The organism is Rahnella inusitata (assembly GCF_018288855.1).
Classification (GTDB): Bacteria; Pseudomonadota; Gammaproteobacteria; order Enterobacterales; family Enterobacteriaceae; genus Rahnella; species Rahnella inusitata.
The window spans coordinates 1,249,408-1,266,467 of record NZ_CP065024.1 but is presented as its reverse complement, the minus strand read 5'-3'; the positions used below and the strand labels follow the sequence as shown (position 1 = coordinate 1,266,467).

The following is a 17,060-nucleotide window of genomic DNA, read 5'->3' as shown; positions in this document are numbered from 1 at the left end:
AATTTTCTGTTTCATTTTTAGAACAAATAAAACACACTATGTCCTCAAAAGGCTTCCTGAGAAGCGAGCCTGGTCTTTACACCTTCTAATAAGTCATAAATTTCAATGCAATCAGATACCGTTTCGCGCAGGACAGCCTGGCTTCGCGTTGTAATGCTGGCGATCGCCGCCTTCATCTTCAATACCACCGAATTTGTGCCGGTCGGATTACTCTCTGACATCGCCGCCAGTTTCAATATGAAGACGGCGCAGGTCGGCCTGATGCTCACCATTTACGCCTGGGTGGTCGCGCTGATGTCGCTGCCGCTGATGCTGCTGACCCGACAGGTCGAGCGAAAGCGTCTGCTGATCATCATCTTTTGCCTGTTTATCGTCAGTCATGGGCTCTCCGTGGTGGCCTGGGATTTCTGGAGTCTGGTGGCGTCACGCGTCGGTATCGCCCTCTCCCATGCCATTTTCTGGTCGATTACTGCCTCGCTGGCAATCCGCGTGGCACCGGCCGGTAAAAAAACGCAGGCGCTCAGTATGTTAGCCACCGGTACCGCGCTGGCGATGGTGCTTGGCCTGCCGCTTGGCCGCCTTATCGGCCAGTATCTCGGCTGGCGTACCACCTTTATGTGCATCGGCGGCGTTGCGCTGCTGACGCTGATTTGCCTGATCAAACTGCTGCCACCGCTGCCAAGCGAGCATACCGGCTCCCTGAAAAGCGTCCCGATGTTGTTCCGCCGTCCCGCTCTGGTCGGCATGTATATTCTGACTGCGCTGATAGTGACCGCTCACTACACCGCTTACAGTTATATCGAGCCCTTTATTCAGACCGTCGCGGATATGGGTGAAAACTTCACCACGTTCCTGCTGCTGATTTTTGGTGGTGCGGGGATTTTCGGCAGCATCATTTTCAGCGTGTTCGGTAACCGCTTCCCGGCAGCCATGCTCAGCGGGCCGATCCTGATGGTCACGCTCAGCATGTTGCTGCTGTTTGTTGCGGTGATGAACCCGGTCAGTATTTCGATTCTGTGCGTGGTCTGGGGGCTGGCGATGATGATTATCGGGCTGGCAATGCAGGTACGCGTGCTGGGGCTGGCAAGCGACGCCACCGACGTCTCGATGTCCCTGCTGTCGGGCATCTACAATATCGGTATCGGCGCGGGCGCATTGATCGGCAATCAGGTGAGTTTACATCTGGCGATGAGCGACGTCGGCTACGCCGGCGGATTGCTCGGCTGTATCGCCTTTGTCTGGTGTCTGACGATTTTCAAACGCTATCCGCAGTTAAAAACCACCAGCTGAGTGCGTACTGCTTTGGTAAAAAAACTCACTGCGCCGCAATAGCGCAGTGAGCAATAAAACAATTACTCAGTCACAAAACGTGAAACGGAACCCGCCAGGCTTTGCGCCTGATCGCGCAGCGCGTTGGCGGCGGCAGAAGACTCCTCCACCAGCGCGGCGTTTTGCTGAGTCACGTTATCCATCTCGATAATCGCTTCCCCGACCTGTGAGATCCCGCGGTTCTGTTCATCTGACGCCTGAGCAATTTCATTCAGAATTTCAGTGACATTACCGATGGATGTCACGATGTCGTGCATCGTCGTGCCCGCCTGCTCCACCAGCTCCGAGCCCGCGCTGATGCGCTCAACCGATTCGCCAATCAGCTCTTCAATCTCTTTTGCCGCCTGCGCGCTGCGCTGTGCCAGACTTCTTACTTCACTGGCCACCACCGCAAAACCTCTGCCCTGCTCACCGGCACGCGCCGCCTCGACCGCCGCGTTCAGCGCCAGAATATTGGTCTGGAAGGCAATGCTGTTGATGACGGTGGTGATTTCACCAATTTTGCCGGAACTGGCGGTGATCTCATTCATGGTTTTCACCACGTGATTGACCAGCTTGCCCCCCTTGTTGGCCGTCTCAGACGTCTTGCGCGCCAACTGGCTGGAGTGGTGAATATTGTCGACGTTCTGTTTCACCGTCGCAGTTAACTGCTCCATGCTGGCCGCCGTTTCTTCCAGCGCAGCGGCCTGCTCTTCGGTGCGCGCGGACAGATCGTTATTCCCCGCCGCAATTTCGCCCGAGGCAAGGCTGACCTGCGTCACACCACTGCGGATATCCCCGATAATGCGGCGCAGTTCATCGTTCATTGCGCCTACCGCCTGCATCAGTTCACCCAGTTCATCACGACGAGTGGTCTCCAGATGAGCACGCAGATCGCCTCGTGCAATTTGCTGTGCAACGCGCAACGTCGCGGACAACGGCATGGTGATTTGGCGGGTGATGATGAATGCGATTGCAATGCTTAACAGCACCGCCGCCACCATGATCATCGACATCCATAAAATCGCCTGACTGATATCCGAATGCGTCGATTTCAATTCTTCCTGAAACAGGGAGCTGCTGGCCGTCGTCAGCGCCATGCCTGACTTCGCAAGCATTTTCGTTGCCTGCTCCTCGGCAAGATAAGAAGACAGATACGTCTGCGCGCTTTCCTGTTTCGCGGCCACCGAATGTGCCACGTCGCTTAGCGTATTGGCATCCGCCGGGCTCAGCTGTGGCTTCACGGCCTCCATAAGTTGAATCGATTCAGCGATAAATCGTACTAAAGCCTGTTGCGCCTCTTCAGTATTCTGGAGTTCAAGCAGTTTGACGCGCACCGCCACGCCGTTGAGGTGTTTACCGATTTCATTCAGTGCATTCGCCGTGACTGCCGTGGCCGGATCTTGTGAATACCCCTGCGCCAGACGCGTCACGTCGGCCTCTTCTTTGGTCAGCCCCAGCGAGCCGATAATACTTTCACGTTTGCGGGTTTCGCTGACCGTTTCCGCGCGCTGCTCCCGATAGCCCTGCATTGCGCCCGGTAATGTCCGCAGAAGCTCCTGCTGCTCAGGACGCCACTTGTACGCCTGCAAACTTTCTATCTTAAGATCGACCTGTTTCAGTCCTGCTTCGTTAATGCCGATGAACTTTTCGTCATGGGTTTTGACGTATTGCAGTCTCGCATCTTTTGATAAAGCAAACTGATCGGTGATCACTTTTAGCTGACTGATTTTCTCGGCACGACCGGAGATATCATTAAGGTTTTTAATGCCACAGATTGCGACCGCCACGCTGAGTAACAGAACAAGCCCGAAACCGGTTGCCAGCTTTTTTCCGACTTTAACATTTTCAAAACAAACTAATAACTTTCTCATGATAATTAACGCTCCATTATTTTGTTTATATATGCAGGTGTTACCTAAAGCCTTTGCGTTATCGGCAGATAAGGAGAATTAATTAATGATCGTTATAATGATTAAGGGAAATATCACCTTATGTAACTATATAAAGTGCAATGGGATGAATATTGATTAATAAAAACGCAGGGGATGGGAATTAGAAAAGGATTACTGATGGTTAGCGACCCGCACGCGGCGGGTCAGCCATTTTATTGCGTACGTATCAGCGCAGCAGCTTCAGATTGCCGGTCAACGATTTAATCCACTTTTCCGGCCCGACCAGCCCTAAGCCGTCGATCACTTCATCATGCAAATCGCGCTGCTTAAACGTATTTTCATATTCTTCATAGGCATGAAGCGAACGGGCAAACGCCGGGAAGGCCACCACGCCGCGCTCGCCGCCCGCATCGAGGGCTTTAAACATCAGCGCCTTAATGTGATCCGTGGTGCCCTGCAAAATGGGGACGGGATATTTTGAACTGACATCGATCTTCGCGCCCTTTGCATCGGTCAGTGAGTTACCCGCCAGCATCGGGAATTTCGCCGCCAGGCCAATACCTATTGCGCCCGCCGTGTTCGCCAGCAATCCCGGCGGAAGGTCAGGATTGAGGATAATCGCCAGCCGGAGTGTGTCTGTCATTGTGTCGCCCTTTTCATCATCAGTGATGCATAAAGCATAACCATTCGTTGCTGAAAGGTGCTTTCTTTTGTGGGTCAAAAATGCCCTAATCTGGTTACTCCTTTCTAAAATTGACACTATGAAGGCAAATTATGTCCGCAGAAGAAATTTTACCGGCAGACCTTCGCATCCTAAAGCTACTTCAGAACTCGGGCCGGATGACCAATCAGGAACTGGCCGGAAAAGTCGGCATGGCGGCATCTCCCTGCTGGCGCCGCGTAAAACAGCTGGAAGACAGCGGCGTGATAACCGGTTATCAGGCAAATATTGACAGGAAAAAAGTCGGCCTCGGGCTGCTGGCGTTTATCCGGGTCAAAATCGACAGCCACAGCGAAGAAGATGCGCGGCGTTTCGAGCAACAAGTTGGCGCGTTGCCCTCGGTGATTGCCTGCTACGCAATTGCCGGAGATGCAGATTTTCTGTTGCAGGTTGTGGCGAAAGATCTCGACAGTTTTTCGAGCTTTGCGATGGAAGTGGTGCGCCGCCTGCCGGGGATTAAAGAGATGCAAACATCGTTTGTGCTAAGGGAGGTAAAACCCCTGGATGTGCTGCCGTTATAAGAGGGTGTAATGCTCACCCTAAAATTCATCAAAACGGCAGAATATTTTGAATGCACCCCCGATCTGCCATTCTGCTAATTAGATATTTATGCAATAAAATTCACATAAATATGCAAAATGTGTTTTACCTGAACTCCGTTTTGCGATATCAATATAGGCATTGAAACCTTTAACAGACAGACCTCATTCATACAGGATTGAACCGATGACAACTATTCTCAAGCACCTTCCTATCAATCAGCGTGTGGGTATCGCTTTCTCCGGCGGTTTGGACACCAGCGCAGCGCTACTGTGGATGCAGAAAAAAGGGGCGATTCCTTATGCCTACACAGCTAACCTGGGTCAGCCTGATGAAGAAGATTACGATGCCATTCCGCGTAAAGCGATGGAGTATGGTGCAGAGAAAGCTCGCCTGATTGATTGCCGTAAACAACTGGTTGCCGAAGGGATTGCCGCCATTCAGTGTGGCGCATTCCATAACACCACCGCTGGCGTCACTTACTTCAACACCACCCCGCTGGGCCGTGCCGTGACCGGCACCATGCTGGTTGCCGCGATGAAAGAAGACGGCGTCAATATCTGGGGTGACGGCAGTACTTACAAAGGTAACGATATTGAGCGTTTCTATCGTTACGGTCTGCTGACCAATGCTGAGCTGAAAATTTATAAGCCGTGGCTGGATACCGATTTTATCGATGAACTCGGTGGCCGCCATGAGATGTCAGAGTTTATGATTCAGTCCGGTTTCGACTACAAAATGTCAACCGAGAAAGCCTACTCTACTGACTCCAACATGCTGGGCGCGACGCACGAAGCCAAAGATCTGGAGTTCCTCGACTCCGGCGTAAAAATCGTCAACCCGATTATGGGCGTGAAATTCTGGGACGAGAATGTGGTCGTGAAAGCGGAAGAAGTGTCCATCCGTTTTGAGCGCGGCTACCCTGTTGCCCTCAATGGCGTGACCTTTGACGACAGCGTTGAGCTGATGATGGAAGCCAACCGTATCGGTGGCCGTCATGGTTTGGGTATGAGCGACCAGATTGAAAACCGCATCATCGAAGCCAAAAGCCGTGGCATTTATGAAGCCCCCGGAATGGCGCTGTTGCACATCGCCTACGAGCGTCTGCTGACCGGTATTCATAACGAAGATACTATCGAGCAATATCATGCGAATGGCCGCGTGCTGGGTCGTCTGCTGTATCAGGGCCGCTGGTTCGATCCTCAGGCACTGATGCTGCGTGACTCCGCTCAGCGTTGGGTCGCCAGCGAAATCACCGGTGAAGTGACTCTGGAACTGCGCCGTGGCAATGACTACACCATCATGAATACGGTCTCTGAGAATCTGACTTACAAGCCAGAGCGTCTGACCATGGAGAAAGGGGATTCTGTCTTCTCGCCTGACGACCGTATTGGTCAGCTGACCATGCGTAATCTGGATATCACCGATACCCGCGAGAAGTTGCAAAACTATGTTGAGACAGGCTTACTGACATCTTCTGCTGCTACCGGTTTACCGCAGGTGGATAACAATAATCTTCCGCGCGGGTTACAGGTCAAGAATAAATAATTGTTTAGCGTAAACTAAAATACGCAAACAATTTATGCGGACAGGAATGCGGGAAGTGTTACCGTTGTGTAATGAATGACCCTGGAAGGGAAATCAAAACGCGACCTTACTCGTTCACTATTTCATTTTAATATTCACCTGATATACATCAGGTGAATTAATGAATTCTGACTATTATCCAAACATCATATTGGGAATATCATGTCATTACCGGAAGGAAATCCCCCCGACCAAAGAATGGAGTCCTGAAGGATGTCTTGACTCAAAGCGTTGCTCGTCTATTTCTATTTTACCTACTACAACGGTATTAAGGGAGCAGCTGTCACGATAGTGATCGTACCATCCCCCACCACATGTACCCGTAAGCCCACGATCAGACCACTTCTTCATTTTTAATCGCCAGAGCTGGTCAAAATGATCCAGCGGACACACAATTTTAGTCCACGGGTCACAAATCATCGTATTCTCGAGGAGTAGTTTGTTAAACCCCGCAGGCCGGGTGCCAATCAAAACATAAGAATGGTCAACGGGCGCTGGCATATAAACGCGCAAAATTTGAACTTGTCTTCCGGCGGCGCCATCCAGACGACTGGCCCGGTCCAGAAGATAGTAAAATGCAAGAATTGCATTTTCACCACAGTTTCCTGCGTGTGGGATTCGGTTAACGTAATCCCTTTCAAGGGCATTGGCTCTTTCCCGCGGAGACAAATTTTGCCCACGAAAACTGCGCAGAGACTTGAGCCGAATGGCATCTGCTTGTGCCGTATGTAAACTCCAACGCTTCGGATCTTTGGGCATCATATGGCTAACTAAACCTTTATCCCGATAAAGTTTATTCGTTGCCTTCAGAGGTAATCGCGAGCGTGCATACTTAATAGCACCTAATAAAATTGGCGTCATCGCCTGTTCAAACTTTTTATCAATCATAACTAAATCCTTTTACTTTTAATATTTACTGGTGATGAATTATTAATTATTAAAAAATCAAATTATTCTTTAAACAGTAAAATAAATACTCATTAATATGATGAATATATTTTATCTTTATTATATAAATTAATTAATAAACAATTAAAGAAGGAGTTTAATTATACATTGCGCCTGTAAACGATTAAACACGTAATTAATACATCAATTACGTGAATATTATCATTAACTAAGGTTTCGACAGGTAATTCCCTGAGCGACGTATCGTCTCCTGCCCGCTAATTTTGAAAACTAACCGGTAGCAGAGGACAAGGCTGAAGCAAGATTGTGCATGAAGTGACGTATTTACTGGGTTTTGAAGACTTTATGGGATGGTACTGGAAGACGTAATGGAGCGGGTGAAGGGAATCGAACCCTCGTATGCAGCTTGGGAAGCTGCCGTTCTACCATTGAACTACACCCGCATCTATTTGCGAGGGGCATTATAACCTTAACTCTCTGAGTGACAAGCAGTAAAACACCGCCTGGTGGCGGTGTTTTGAGCAGTCAGATTAGCGGAGTGTGATCTCAGTCGCCAAAATAACTCGGCGCTTTATAATACTCGACGATTTTCTGCGCCAGCCAGCCGCCGTCGGTACCGTTGGACTGGATGCTGGTGATACTCACCGTCGAACCTCCGCCCCACAAAATCGAGAAGATATTGTAATTGGTCAGATTATTGACCTGCGCCTGGCCCCAGTCATAACCCTGGTCTCTCTGCAAAAACTCGCCGACGGTTTTCACGCCGTAGTTCACCGGATTCAGTGCGGTATCACGCAATGCCTTCAGGACATTGCTGGCATCAGTACCAATGCGTGAATCCCCCATCAGGAAGGTGCCGCCTGACGCAAAGTGGGCGCTGGAAAGCATGCTGGTACCTTCGGATTCTGTCGGCATATGGCCGCCTGGGATCTGCCAGATCATTGCCGGTTTGTTCAGCCCGCTGGCGGTATATTTCACCAGATTCAGGTAGTTGAACCAGCTCGAGGCATTCCAGCTATAGTGCGCGATAGCATCCGGACTGAAACAATCGCGTTCGAATTTGTCGAAGACGATGAAATCTGGTGCATACGCGCCCTCGTAAACCCCCAGTTCATCCAGATACGCCACCACTTGATCGGCGTACTCCCCCGGATCGACATCATCTTGCAACAACCAGTCTGCTCCGCCGGTTGCCCAGACGTTGGTCTGCCAGCCGAATGCGACGTCAGGCGCAAAGGTGTGGACAATATAGTTTATTGCCTGCAGATAACCGTAAAGGCTGTCGTCAAAATGCGGTAAAGCCGGTGAGGTATATTTGAGGATTGGCTGGAGATCGCTGACCGCTTTTTTCAGCAACGTATTCACCTGAACGCTGTTAGCCTTACGCAGCGCCGCGTAGACGGACGGTTCCTGCTCCATTGCACCGAGGAAATCCGGATTGAGGACAAAGGTCACGGGTACCGGATGATCTTTATCCTTATAACTTTGCGCCGCCACGCACTGCGTGATGAAACTGCCGAAATGATTGCGCAGACGCTGACTGTCGGTAAGATCCGATACAGCACTCCCCCCGCTGGCATTGGCCGTATAAACCACCATCACAGGCATTACCGCAAGGCCATTCGCCTGCTCAATCTGACGCGCAACTGAGCAGGTCTGATGCACCGGCAATGCCTCCAGATCCAGATAACCGTCTCCGTTACGGTCAACCTCCGCAGCAGGGATCGGGTCACCGCCGCCGTCAAAGCCGTCGTATTTGAACAATGCATCAACCGGAACACCTTTGTATGCCGTGACGCTCGAGGCTGAATTGACCGTCACGCCGCCGTGAGCCAGATAATCCGGCCAACCGCGAACCTGCAAATCGACGCTTTTTTCAAAGATAAGGATCAGGCGTTTTGCAGTGCCTGACACCGTGACAACCGTGCCAGATAATGCAACATACTGACGCCCGCCAATGCTCAGTTTATCTGCATTGATGCGATATTCGCCCGGTGCGATGGCGTAAGGGATCGTGAGTTCACCTGCTCCGTAGAGGGTGAAATAGTACTGCGTCGCGCCGTCCTTGCTCACCATCGAGACATTAATTTTCTGGCTGCCCGCTGGCAGGCCCGTCGCCTGAAGAGTAGTGGTGATAAGCCCCGCGTTGCTTACCAGTTTCGTCTGGTAATCCACCGCGACAGCAACCGTTGACGCTTTATCCGGTGTGAAGGTTTTTGCCGCTGCGGCGGCGCTGAATTCAATATTATTGATGCGCGTAGTGTTGATTTTTGCCTGACACGCGACCTGATGCGCCAGCCGGGTGACCAGAGTACTTTTCCCCGGCTCAATGCGTTGTGAAACGGTCTGGGTCGCGCCGGACTGCGTCAGAGTAATGTCGATCACACCTTGTTTAATACTGGCATTCGGCGTCAGAGAGATTTGCGCACTGGCGAAATACACCGGAGCTTCATAATTGATATTCACGATGCACGGTGAATTTGCAGCAGTCAGCGTCACCTTCTGCTGCGTTTTTGTCGGCGTCACCCGGACGCTGGCAGTATCGAGCGGGTCGATCTGCAAGGTGTAGCTGGAATAACTCAAATTTTTAAGGCTGTTACGGCTGTTCCAGGCCAGGGCGTGCGATGTCTCCTCGCCGGCTGCACTGGTAAGGAGCAACGTTGGGGTGCCGATTCCGTCCACCGGTGAGGCGGGAAGAACGACGATCAACTCCCCCTGCCGTGACGGATCGGCAAGCAGTTTGACCGTGATGCTGCCGAACGTGACCGGCGTCTGCGTGGCGCTAAACGAGAAAGTTATTGTGCCCGTTTTGCCTGAGCCGACCAGCATATCGCCGCCCGCCAGCAGCGTCAGGGTGGTGACCTCCAGCGGCCAGCCGCCGTCACGCCTGAGCGTTGGCGTACCGCCGATAAGCGAACCGCTGAACGGGCTATATTCATCAGGATGACCGGTAGCGGAGAACTCGATCACCGCCTGCGTAAAATCGATCGTCTGCGACGTGGTATTGGTCAGGCTCAACGTCACGCTCTGATACCAACTTCCGGTATCCAGTTTGCTGACAGTCCCACTGACACTGAGCACGGCTGGTATTGGATCAGGTTCGGGTATTGGATCAGGCTCCGGCATTGGATCAGGTTCCGGCGTTGGATCAGGTTCCGGGATTGGATCAGGTTCCGGTATTGGGTCTGGTTCCGGCGTTGGGTCTGGTACCGGCGTTGGGTCTGGCTCAGGCGTTGGGTCTGGCTCAGGTGTTAAAGGCTCACTGTCTCCGCCCGTATTGATATGCTCACCGGATGCCAGCACAAGCAGCCATTCAGTGGCCAGGAAGGGAACCTGACTCGCAGAAATATTAAACGTCAGCGTGGCGCTTTTTCCGGCAGCCAGCAACTCAGGGGCGCCGTAAGCAAAATCTATGCGGGTCTTTTTCAACGGCCAGCCGTCAACAACCGTGATAACCGGCGCTTTTTTTTCGGCCAGCGTTCCACTGATCACACCGTAACTGTCCGGTGCGCCGTTTGCGGAAAAAGTAAAAACAGCTTTGTTGAAATCGACGGCGCCACTGCCTGTATTTTTGAATGTCAGGATGACGGGCTGATACCAGCTGTCAGGATCGATGGCAGATGCGGTAACGTGTAAAGAGGGAAATTGCGGGTCAGACATGGGGTGAATCTCCTGAGTGAGTTTCACCCAGCGTTGCACCAACCTGATGATTTAACGATAAATAGCGAGCACATTTATCTCACAACGACTCATTGATTTTCTTTGATGAGGAATGACAGATGTAAAAAAGGGCGCCGGAGCGCCCTTCTGTATTTCTTAACCCGCTTACTTCTGAGTCTGCGGACGCATTGCCGGGAACAGGATAACGTCGCGAATGGTATGGCTGTTGGTGAACAGCATCACCATACGGTCGATACCAATGCCCAGACCCGCCGTCGGTGGCAGGCCGTGTTCCAGCGCAGTCACATAGTCTTCGTCGTAGAACATCGCTTCGTCATCGCCTGCATCTTTCGCAGAAACCTGATCCGCGAAACGCTGTGCCTGATCTTCTGCATCGTTCAGCTCGGAGAAACCGTTACCGATTTCGCGGCCGCCGATGAAGAATTCAAAGCGATCGGTGATTTCCGGGTTTTCATCATTACGGCGCGCCAGCGGAGAAACTTCTGCCGGATACTCGGTGATGAAGGTCGGTTGAATCAGCTGTGCTTCAGCGGTTTCTTCGAAGATTTCGGTTACGATGCGGCCCAGACCCCAGCTCTTCTCGATTTTGATACCGATAGATTCTGCAATAGCCGTCGCTTTGGCCAGATCATCAAGATCGGCAACGTTGGTTTCAGGACGGTATTTGCAAATCGCTTCACGCATGGTCAGCTTAGCGAAAGGTTTGCCAAAATCAAACGTCTGCTCGCCGTACTGCACAACGCTGCTGCCCAGAACCGATTCGGTCAGCGTGCGGAACAGGGTTTCGGTCAGAACGATCAGGTCTTTGTAATCCGCGTACGCCATGTAGAGTTCCATCATGGTGAACTCTGGGTTGTGACGCGGAGAAACGCCTTCGTTACGGAAGTTACGGTTGATTTCGAACACGCGATCGAAGCCACCTACCACCAGACGTTTCAGATACAGTTCCGGCGCGATACGCAGGTACATGTCGATGTCGAGCGCGTTGTGATGCGTGATGAACGGACGCGCCGCAGCGCCGCCTGGGATCACCTGCATCATTGGGGTTTCGACTTCCATGAAGCCGTTTTCCACCATGAAGCTACGGATACCAGACATGATCTGAGAACGGATCTTGAAGGTTTTGCGCGAGTCATCGTTAGCGATAAGATCGAGGTAACGCTGACGGTAACGGGTTTCCTGATCCGCCAGGCCATGGAATTTGTCCGGCAACGGACGCAGCGCTTTGGTCAGCAGACGCAGTTCAGAACAATGGATCGACAGTTCGCCGGTCTTGGTTTTGAACAACTTGCCGGTCGCACCCAGGATATCGCCCAGATCCCATTTTTTGAACTGTTCGTTGTAAACACCTTCCGCCAGATCGTCCCGGGCAACGTAAAGCTGGATACGGCCACCGACGTCCTGCAGAGTCACGAAGGACGCCTTGCCCATAATACGGCGGGTCATCATACGGCCACCGACGGTAACGGTGATGTCTAACGCTTCCAGCTCTTCGTTGGTCTTTTCACCGTACTGGGCGTGCAGATCGTCAGAAATGCTGTCGCGACGGAAATCGTTCGGGAACGCGTTACCCGCTTCGCGCAGCAAAGCCAGCTTCTCACGACGGGCTTTCAGCTCGTTGTTAAGATCAGGGACGTTCTCTGTTGGCTGCTGCTCAGCAGGCGATTGTTGTTCAGACATGTTGGTTCCTTATAACCCGGCTTTCAAACTGGCTTCGATGAATTTATCCAGGTCGCCATCCAACACGGCCTGCGTATTTCGTGTTTCGACACCTGTGCGCAAATCTTTGATACGGGCATCATCCAGCACGTAAGAACGAATCTGGCTGCCCCAGCCGATGTCAGACTTGTTGTCCTCCAGCTGCTGTTTATCCGCATTTTTCTTTTGCATCTCATACTCATAAAGCTTGGCTTTCATCTGCTTCATGGCCTGATCTTTGTTTTTATGCTGGGAGCGGTCGTTCTGACACTGGGTCACAATGTTGGTCGGAAGGTGGGTAATACGTACCGCAGATTCCGTTTTGTTGACGTGCTGACCACCCGCACCTGACGCGCGGTAGACGTCGATACGCAGGTCGGCAGGGTTGATTTCGATAGCAATGTCATCGTCCACTTCCGGGTACACAAACGCGGAACTGAAAGACGTATGACGACGGCCGCCGGAGTCAAACGGGCTTTTACGCACCAGGCGATGAACACCCGTTTCGGTACGCAACCAGCCAAACGCATAGTCACCGATGATTTTGATAGTGGCGGATTTCAGGCCTGCGACTTCGCCGTCAGACTCTTCAATCACTTCCGTTTTGAAGCCTTTGGCTTCTGCCCAGCGCAAATACATACGCAGCAACATGCTCGCCCAGTCCTGCGCTTCCGTACCACCGGAACCGGCCTGAATGTCGAGGTAGCAGCTTGCACTGTCGTATTCACCGGAGAACATGCGGCGGAATTCAAGCTGTTCCAGCTTGGCTGTCAGCTGATCGACTTCTTCCACAGTTTCGTTGAACGTGTCTTCGTCTTCGGCTTCAACCGCCAGTTCCAGCAAGCCGGTCACGTCTTCGACGCCCTGCAACAGCTGGTCGATGGTTTCAACGATGGCTTCCAGCGCGGAACGTTCTTTACCCAGCGCCTGTGCGCGTTCAGGTTCGTTCCACACGTCCGGCTGTTCAAGCTCGGCGTTTACTTCTTCGAGGCGTTCTTTCTTGGCATCATAGTCAAAGATACCCCCGAAGAACGACTGTCCGCTCGGACAGGTCCTGAATGCGGTTTTTTACCGGATTAATTTCAAACATGATTTTTTCGCGTCTTACGTTAGATTCGGAGTTGGCCCAATGCCATTCGAACCGCAGATTCTAACGGAATTAGCAGTCTTTTTATAGCAACGAGCCGTATTTTTGCCGGGTTTATTCTGACCGAAACGGGCTTATTTCGGCCACAAATGTTGAATGATCAGCTGAACGCTGCGATTTCCACGGAATTCATTGATATCCAGCCGGTAGGCCAGTTGCACTTCGCGGATGCTGCTGTCAGGCCAGAACGTCGGATCGATATTAAACGCGATGCCGTCAAGCAGCGGTCCGCCGCCAACCGGTTCAATCATCAGTTTCAGATGACGCTCTTTCAGCAGCTTTTGTTGCAGGATCCGGAACGTGCCATCAAACGTCGGTTCGGGGAACGACTGCCCCCACGGGCCGCCGTCACGCAGCATTTCAGCGGTATCAATCGTCAGTTCCTGCGCGGCCAGTTCACCGTCCGACCACACCACGCCTTCCAGATACGACGGATCCAGCCATTCGCCCACCAGTTCAGCAAAACGGTCACGGAATTCATCGAACTTTGACGCCTCGAGTGATAAACCGGCGGCCATGGCGTGCCCGCCGAATTTCATCATCAGGCCGGGATTGAGCGTGTCGAGACGCTCCAGCGCATCACGCATATGCAAACCGGCAATCGAACGGCCAGAACCTTTAAGAATCCCCTCGCCCGCCGGTGCGAATGCAATCACCGGGCGGTTAAAACGTTCTTTCAGGCGCGAAGCCAATATGCCGACCACGCCCTGATGCCATTCCGGATGGTACATCGCCAGCCCGAACGGCAAGGCATCGGTGCCACGCTCGAGTTTATCGCACAGCGCCAGCGCCTCAACCTGCATCCCCTGCTCAATCTCGCGGCGGGTCTGGTTCAGCGCATCTAAATCGCTGGCCAGCGCGCGCGCCTGTCCGATGTCCTCGGTGAGCAACAGCGCCACGCCGACAGACATATCGTCAAGTCGCCCGGCGGCATTGAGCCGTGGCCCGAGCGCAAAACCTAAATCGCTGGCGCCCAGGGTGCGGGCTTCGCGGCCTGCTACTTCCAGCAGCGCGCGTATACCGGGGCGACATTTGCCCGCACGAATGCGGTTCAGTCCCTGGTACACCATGATGCGGTTATTGGCATCGAGCGGTACCACGTCTGCCACGGTACCCAGCGCCACCAGATCCAGATGTTCCGCCAGATTCGGCGGCGTGATGCCGTTTTGCTCGAACCAGCCGCTGTCGCGAAGCGCACCGCGCAGCGCCAGCATCAGGTAAAACGCCACGCCAACGCCCGCCAGCGATTTGGAGGGAAACGCGCAACCGTGCAGATTCGGGTTAATGATCGCTTCAGCATCGGGCAAGGTCTCGCCCGGCAGATGGTGGTCAGTGACCAGCACCTGAATGCCTTTCTCGTGCGCCAGTGTGACGCCCGCGTGCGAAGAAATGCCGTTATCGACGGTCAGAATCAGCTCGGCACCGCGGGAAGCGGCCTGCTCCACCACTTCCGGGCTCAGGCCATAACCGTCTTCAAAACGGTTGGGCACCAAAAAATCGATATTCCCGCAGCCCATACTGCGCAACGAGAGCAGCGCGAGCGCGGTGCTGGTCGCGCCATCGGCGTCAAAATCCCCGACGATGATAATGCGCAGCCGCTCGGTGAGCGCTTTTTGCAGCAGTTTCACAGCGTCATCGATGCCATCAAGTTGCTGATAAGGCAGCATGCCGCGCACGCTGCGCTCCAGTTCCTGACTGTCTTTCACCCCACGAGAGAGATACAAACGGCGTAGTAACGGAGAAAGTTCGGCGGGGAGTTCCACGCCGGTCGCGGCCTCACGGCGGCGTAGTTGAGTCTGCAAGGTCACGAAAAATCAACCACCGGTTTTATTTGAAGGATTGCGCTTGTCGAGCATCGCGGCCATTTCTTTTGGCGGCTGATAGCCCGGGATCAAGGTACCGTCTTGCAGCACGATTGCCGGCGTCCCGGTTACGCCCAACTGGACGCCCAGCTCAAAGTGTTTCGCAACATCACTGGTTTTGCAGCTTGCCGCGACGATGTCGTCGCCACGCATGGCCGCATCAAAGGTGGTATTGCGGTCGCCGGTACACCAGATCGACTGCATATCTTTTTCGGTCTTAGAATTCAGTCCCTGACGCGGGAAAGCCAGATAACGCACGGTGATGCCAAGATCGTTATAGTCCTGCATCTGCTGATGCAGTTTGTGGCAATAACCACAGGTGATGTCGGTAAACACGGTGATCACGTGTTTTTCGTTTTTGGCTTTGTAGACGATCATTTCTTTTTTCAGCGCTTCCAGCTTTGTCATCAAAGCCTGATTGGTCACGTTGACCGGCTGAGCGCCGCTGACGTCATACATCGGCCCCTGCAAAACGTGTTTGCCATCTTCGGTAATGTAGATAACGCCGCTGTCGGTAGAAATAGCGCGCAAGCCGTTGACTGGTGTCTGCTGAATATCGGCATTTTTCATGCCCAGTTTATTCAGCGTGGCGTTGATTGCCGCATCATCAGCCTGCACCGCGGAGCTCATACACACGGTAATCAGGGTGAGCAGCAGTAAACCTTTTTTCATCATTTCGTCCTTTTTCCCGGCATCATGCGCGGGGATGATGTTGTTGATGTAGCTGTTTGAGTCGTTCAGTCGCTACATGCGTATAAATTTGAGTGGTCGATAAGTCACTGTGACCTAACAACATTTGTACCACGCGCAAATCCGCGCCATGGTTAAGCAAATGAGTGGCAAAAGCGTGGCGTAATACGTGGGGAGATAATCGCTCTGCATCAATACCCGCAAGGATCGCATAGTGTTTGATGCGATGCCAGAACGTCTGACGGGTCATTTTCTGAGCGCGATTGCTCGGGAAAACAATATCGAGCGATTGTCCGTTCAGCAGCCACGGCCTTCCATGCTCAAAATAATTCTCCAGCCAGTACACGGCTTCTTCTCCCATCGGAACCAGTCGCTCTTTGTTTCCTTTACCAATGACACGTACCACGCCCTGTCGCAGACTGATATCGCTGAGCGTCAGCCCGACCAGTTCGGAAACACGCAAACCGGTGGCATACAGCAGTTCGAGCATGGCCTTGTCGCGCAGTTCGAGTGGCACATCGACGCTCGGGGAAGAGAGCAGTGAACTGACCTGCGCTTCGCTGAGATCTTTTGGCAGGCGCTGCGGCAATTTGGGCGAAGAAAGCAGCGCCGTCGGGTCGTCCTGACGAACGGATTCGCGGTTCATATACTGGAACAAGCGGCGCATCGCGCTGAGTAAACGCGCCGAGCTGGTCGCTTTATAACCGCCTTCCACCCGCTCGGCGAGAAAAGCTTGCAGGTCTTCGGCGCTCACGTTCAGCAAATCTGTGTTGTTGTGGTGCAGCCAGCCGCTCAGGGATTTCAGATCCTGACGGTAGGACGCCAGCGTATTTTCTGCGAGGTTGCGCTCAATCCACAACGTATCAAGAAACTGTTCCATCAGGCTCTGGTCGGCCTGATTGACCGCTTCGCCAGCCGGCTCAGGGTTATCCCCCTGACGGATCACATTATCTTGTTTTGGCATCCTGATTCCTTTTGCACAAGTGCACACCGCGCGATGGGCGAACGATGCCATTATGACG

The 17,060-nt window shown here is 52.8% G+C and carries 12 protein-coding genes and 1 tRNA gene; 3 read left to right on the top strand and 10 right to left on the bottom strand.

Going from position 1 to position 17,060, the window contains the following annotated elements:
* The first annotated feature begins 105 nt into the window (after positions 1 to 105).
* Positions 106 to 1,290, top strand: coding sequence for a sugar transporter (locus I2123_RS05975; protein ID WP_112165890.1), 1,185 nt, complete (start codon positions 106 to 108; stop codon positions 1,288 to 1,290).
* Between the two features lie 62 nt (positions 1,291 to 1,352).
* On the opposite strand, the gene I2123_RS05970 is transcribed toward I2123_RS05975, so the two are convergent.
* Both I2123_RS05970 and I2123_RS05965 read right to left on the bottom strand, forming a co-directional pair.
* A complete protein-coding gene (locus tag I2123_RS05970) occupies positions 1,353 to 3,182 on the bottom strand; it encodes a methyl-accepting chemotaxis protein (RefSeq protein ID WP_213051979.1) in 1,830 nt (609 codons plus the stop codon).
* Between the two features lie 247 nt (positions 3,183 to 3,429).
* The gene (locus I2123_RS05965) at positions 3,430 to 3,846 is read right to left on the bottom strand and encodes a DUF2000 domain-containing protein (protein ID WP_213051978.1); all 417 of its coding nucleotides are present in this window, start codon (positions 3,844 to 3,846) and stop codon (positions 3,430 to 3,432) included.
* Between the two features lie 131 nt (positions 3,847 to 3,977).
* On the opposite strand from I2123_RS05965, the gene I2123_RS05960 reads away from it, so the two are divergent.
* Both I2123_RS05960 and argG read left to right on the top strand, forming a co-directional pair.
* Positions 3,978 to 4,445, top strand: coding sequence for an Lrp/AsnC family transcriptional regulator (locus I2123_RS05960; RefSeq protein ID WP_112165884.1), 468 nt, complete (start codon positions 3,978 to 3,980; stop codon positions 4,443 to 4,445).
* Between the two features lie 205 nt (positions 4,446 to 4,650).
* A complete protein-coding gene (gene argG / locus I2123_RS05955) occupies positions 4,651 to 6,012 on the top strand; it encodes an argininosuccinate synthase (RefSeq protein ID WP_112165882.1) in 1,362 nt (453 codons plus the stop codon).
* Positions 6,013 to 6,219: 207 nt separating this feature from the next.
* Here the strand turns inward: argG and I2123_RS05950 are convergent, their stop codons facing one another.
* The 8 genes from I2123_RS05950 to xerD form a co-directional block, all read right to left on the bottom strand.
* A complete protein-coding gene (locus I2123_RS05950; RefSeq protein ID WP_112165880.1) occupies positions 6,220 to 6,939 on the bottom strand; it encodes a hypothetical protein in 720 nt (239 codons plus the stop codon).
* Between the two features lie 390 nt (positions 6,940 to 7,329).
* Positions 7,330 to 7,403, bottom strand: a tRNA-Gly gene (locus tag I2123_RS05945).
* Positions 7,404 to 7,506: 103 nt separating this feature from the next.
* Positions 7,507 to 10,620: a chitinase gene (locus I2123_RS05940; RefSeq protein ID WP_213051977.1), complete on the bottom strand. Its 3,114-nt coding sequence runs from the start codon at positions 10,618 to 10,620 to the stop codon at positions 7,507 to 7,509.
* Positions 10,621 to 10,785: 165 nt separating this feature from the next.
* Positions 10,786 to 12,321, bottom strand: a complete 1,536-nt coding sequence (gene lysS / locus I2123_RS05935) for a lysine--tRNA ligase (protein WP_112165875.1) — start codon at positions 12,319 to 12,321, stop codon at positions 10,786 to 10,788.
* Positions 12,322 to 12,330: 9 nt separating this feature from the next.
* A protein-coding gene (gene prfB / locus I2123_RS05930; protein ID WP_112165874.1) for a peptide chain release factor 2 occupies positions 12,331 to 13,429 on the bottom strand; the annotation gives its coding sequence in 2 pieces (ribosomal slippage) (positions 12,331 to 13,353 and positions 13,355 to 13,429; 1,098 coding nt in all).
* A gap of 131 nt (positions 13,430 to 13,560) precedes the next feature.
* Entirely contained in the window at positions 13,561 to 15,294 is a 1,734-nt protein-coding gene (gene recJ, locus I2123_RS05925; RefSeq protein ID WP_213051976.1) for a single-stranded-DNA-specific exonuclease RecJ, read from the bottom strand.
* A gap of 6 nt (positions 15,295 to 15,300) precedes the next feature.
* Positions 15,301 to 16,020 (bottom strand): bifunctional protein-disulfide isomerase/oxidoreductase DsbC, encoded by a 720-nt coding sequence (gene dsbC / locus I2123_RS05920; RefSeq protein ID WP_213051975.1) that lies wholly within the window; start codon positions 16,018 to 16,020, stop codon positions 15,301 to 15,303.
* A gap of 22 nt (positions 16,021 to 16,042) precedes the next feature.
* On the bottom strand, positions 16,043 to 17,002 hold the full coding sequence (xerD, locus tag I2123_RS05915) for a site-specific tyrosine recombinase XerD (protein ID WP_112165868.1): 960 nt from the start codon (positions 17,000 to 17,002) through the stop codon (positions 16,043 to 16,045).
* Between the last annotated feature and the right edge of the window lie 58 nt (positions 17,003 to 17,060).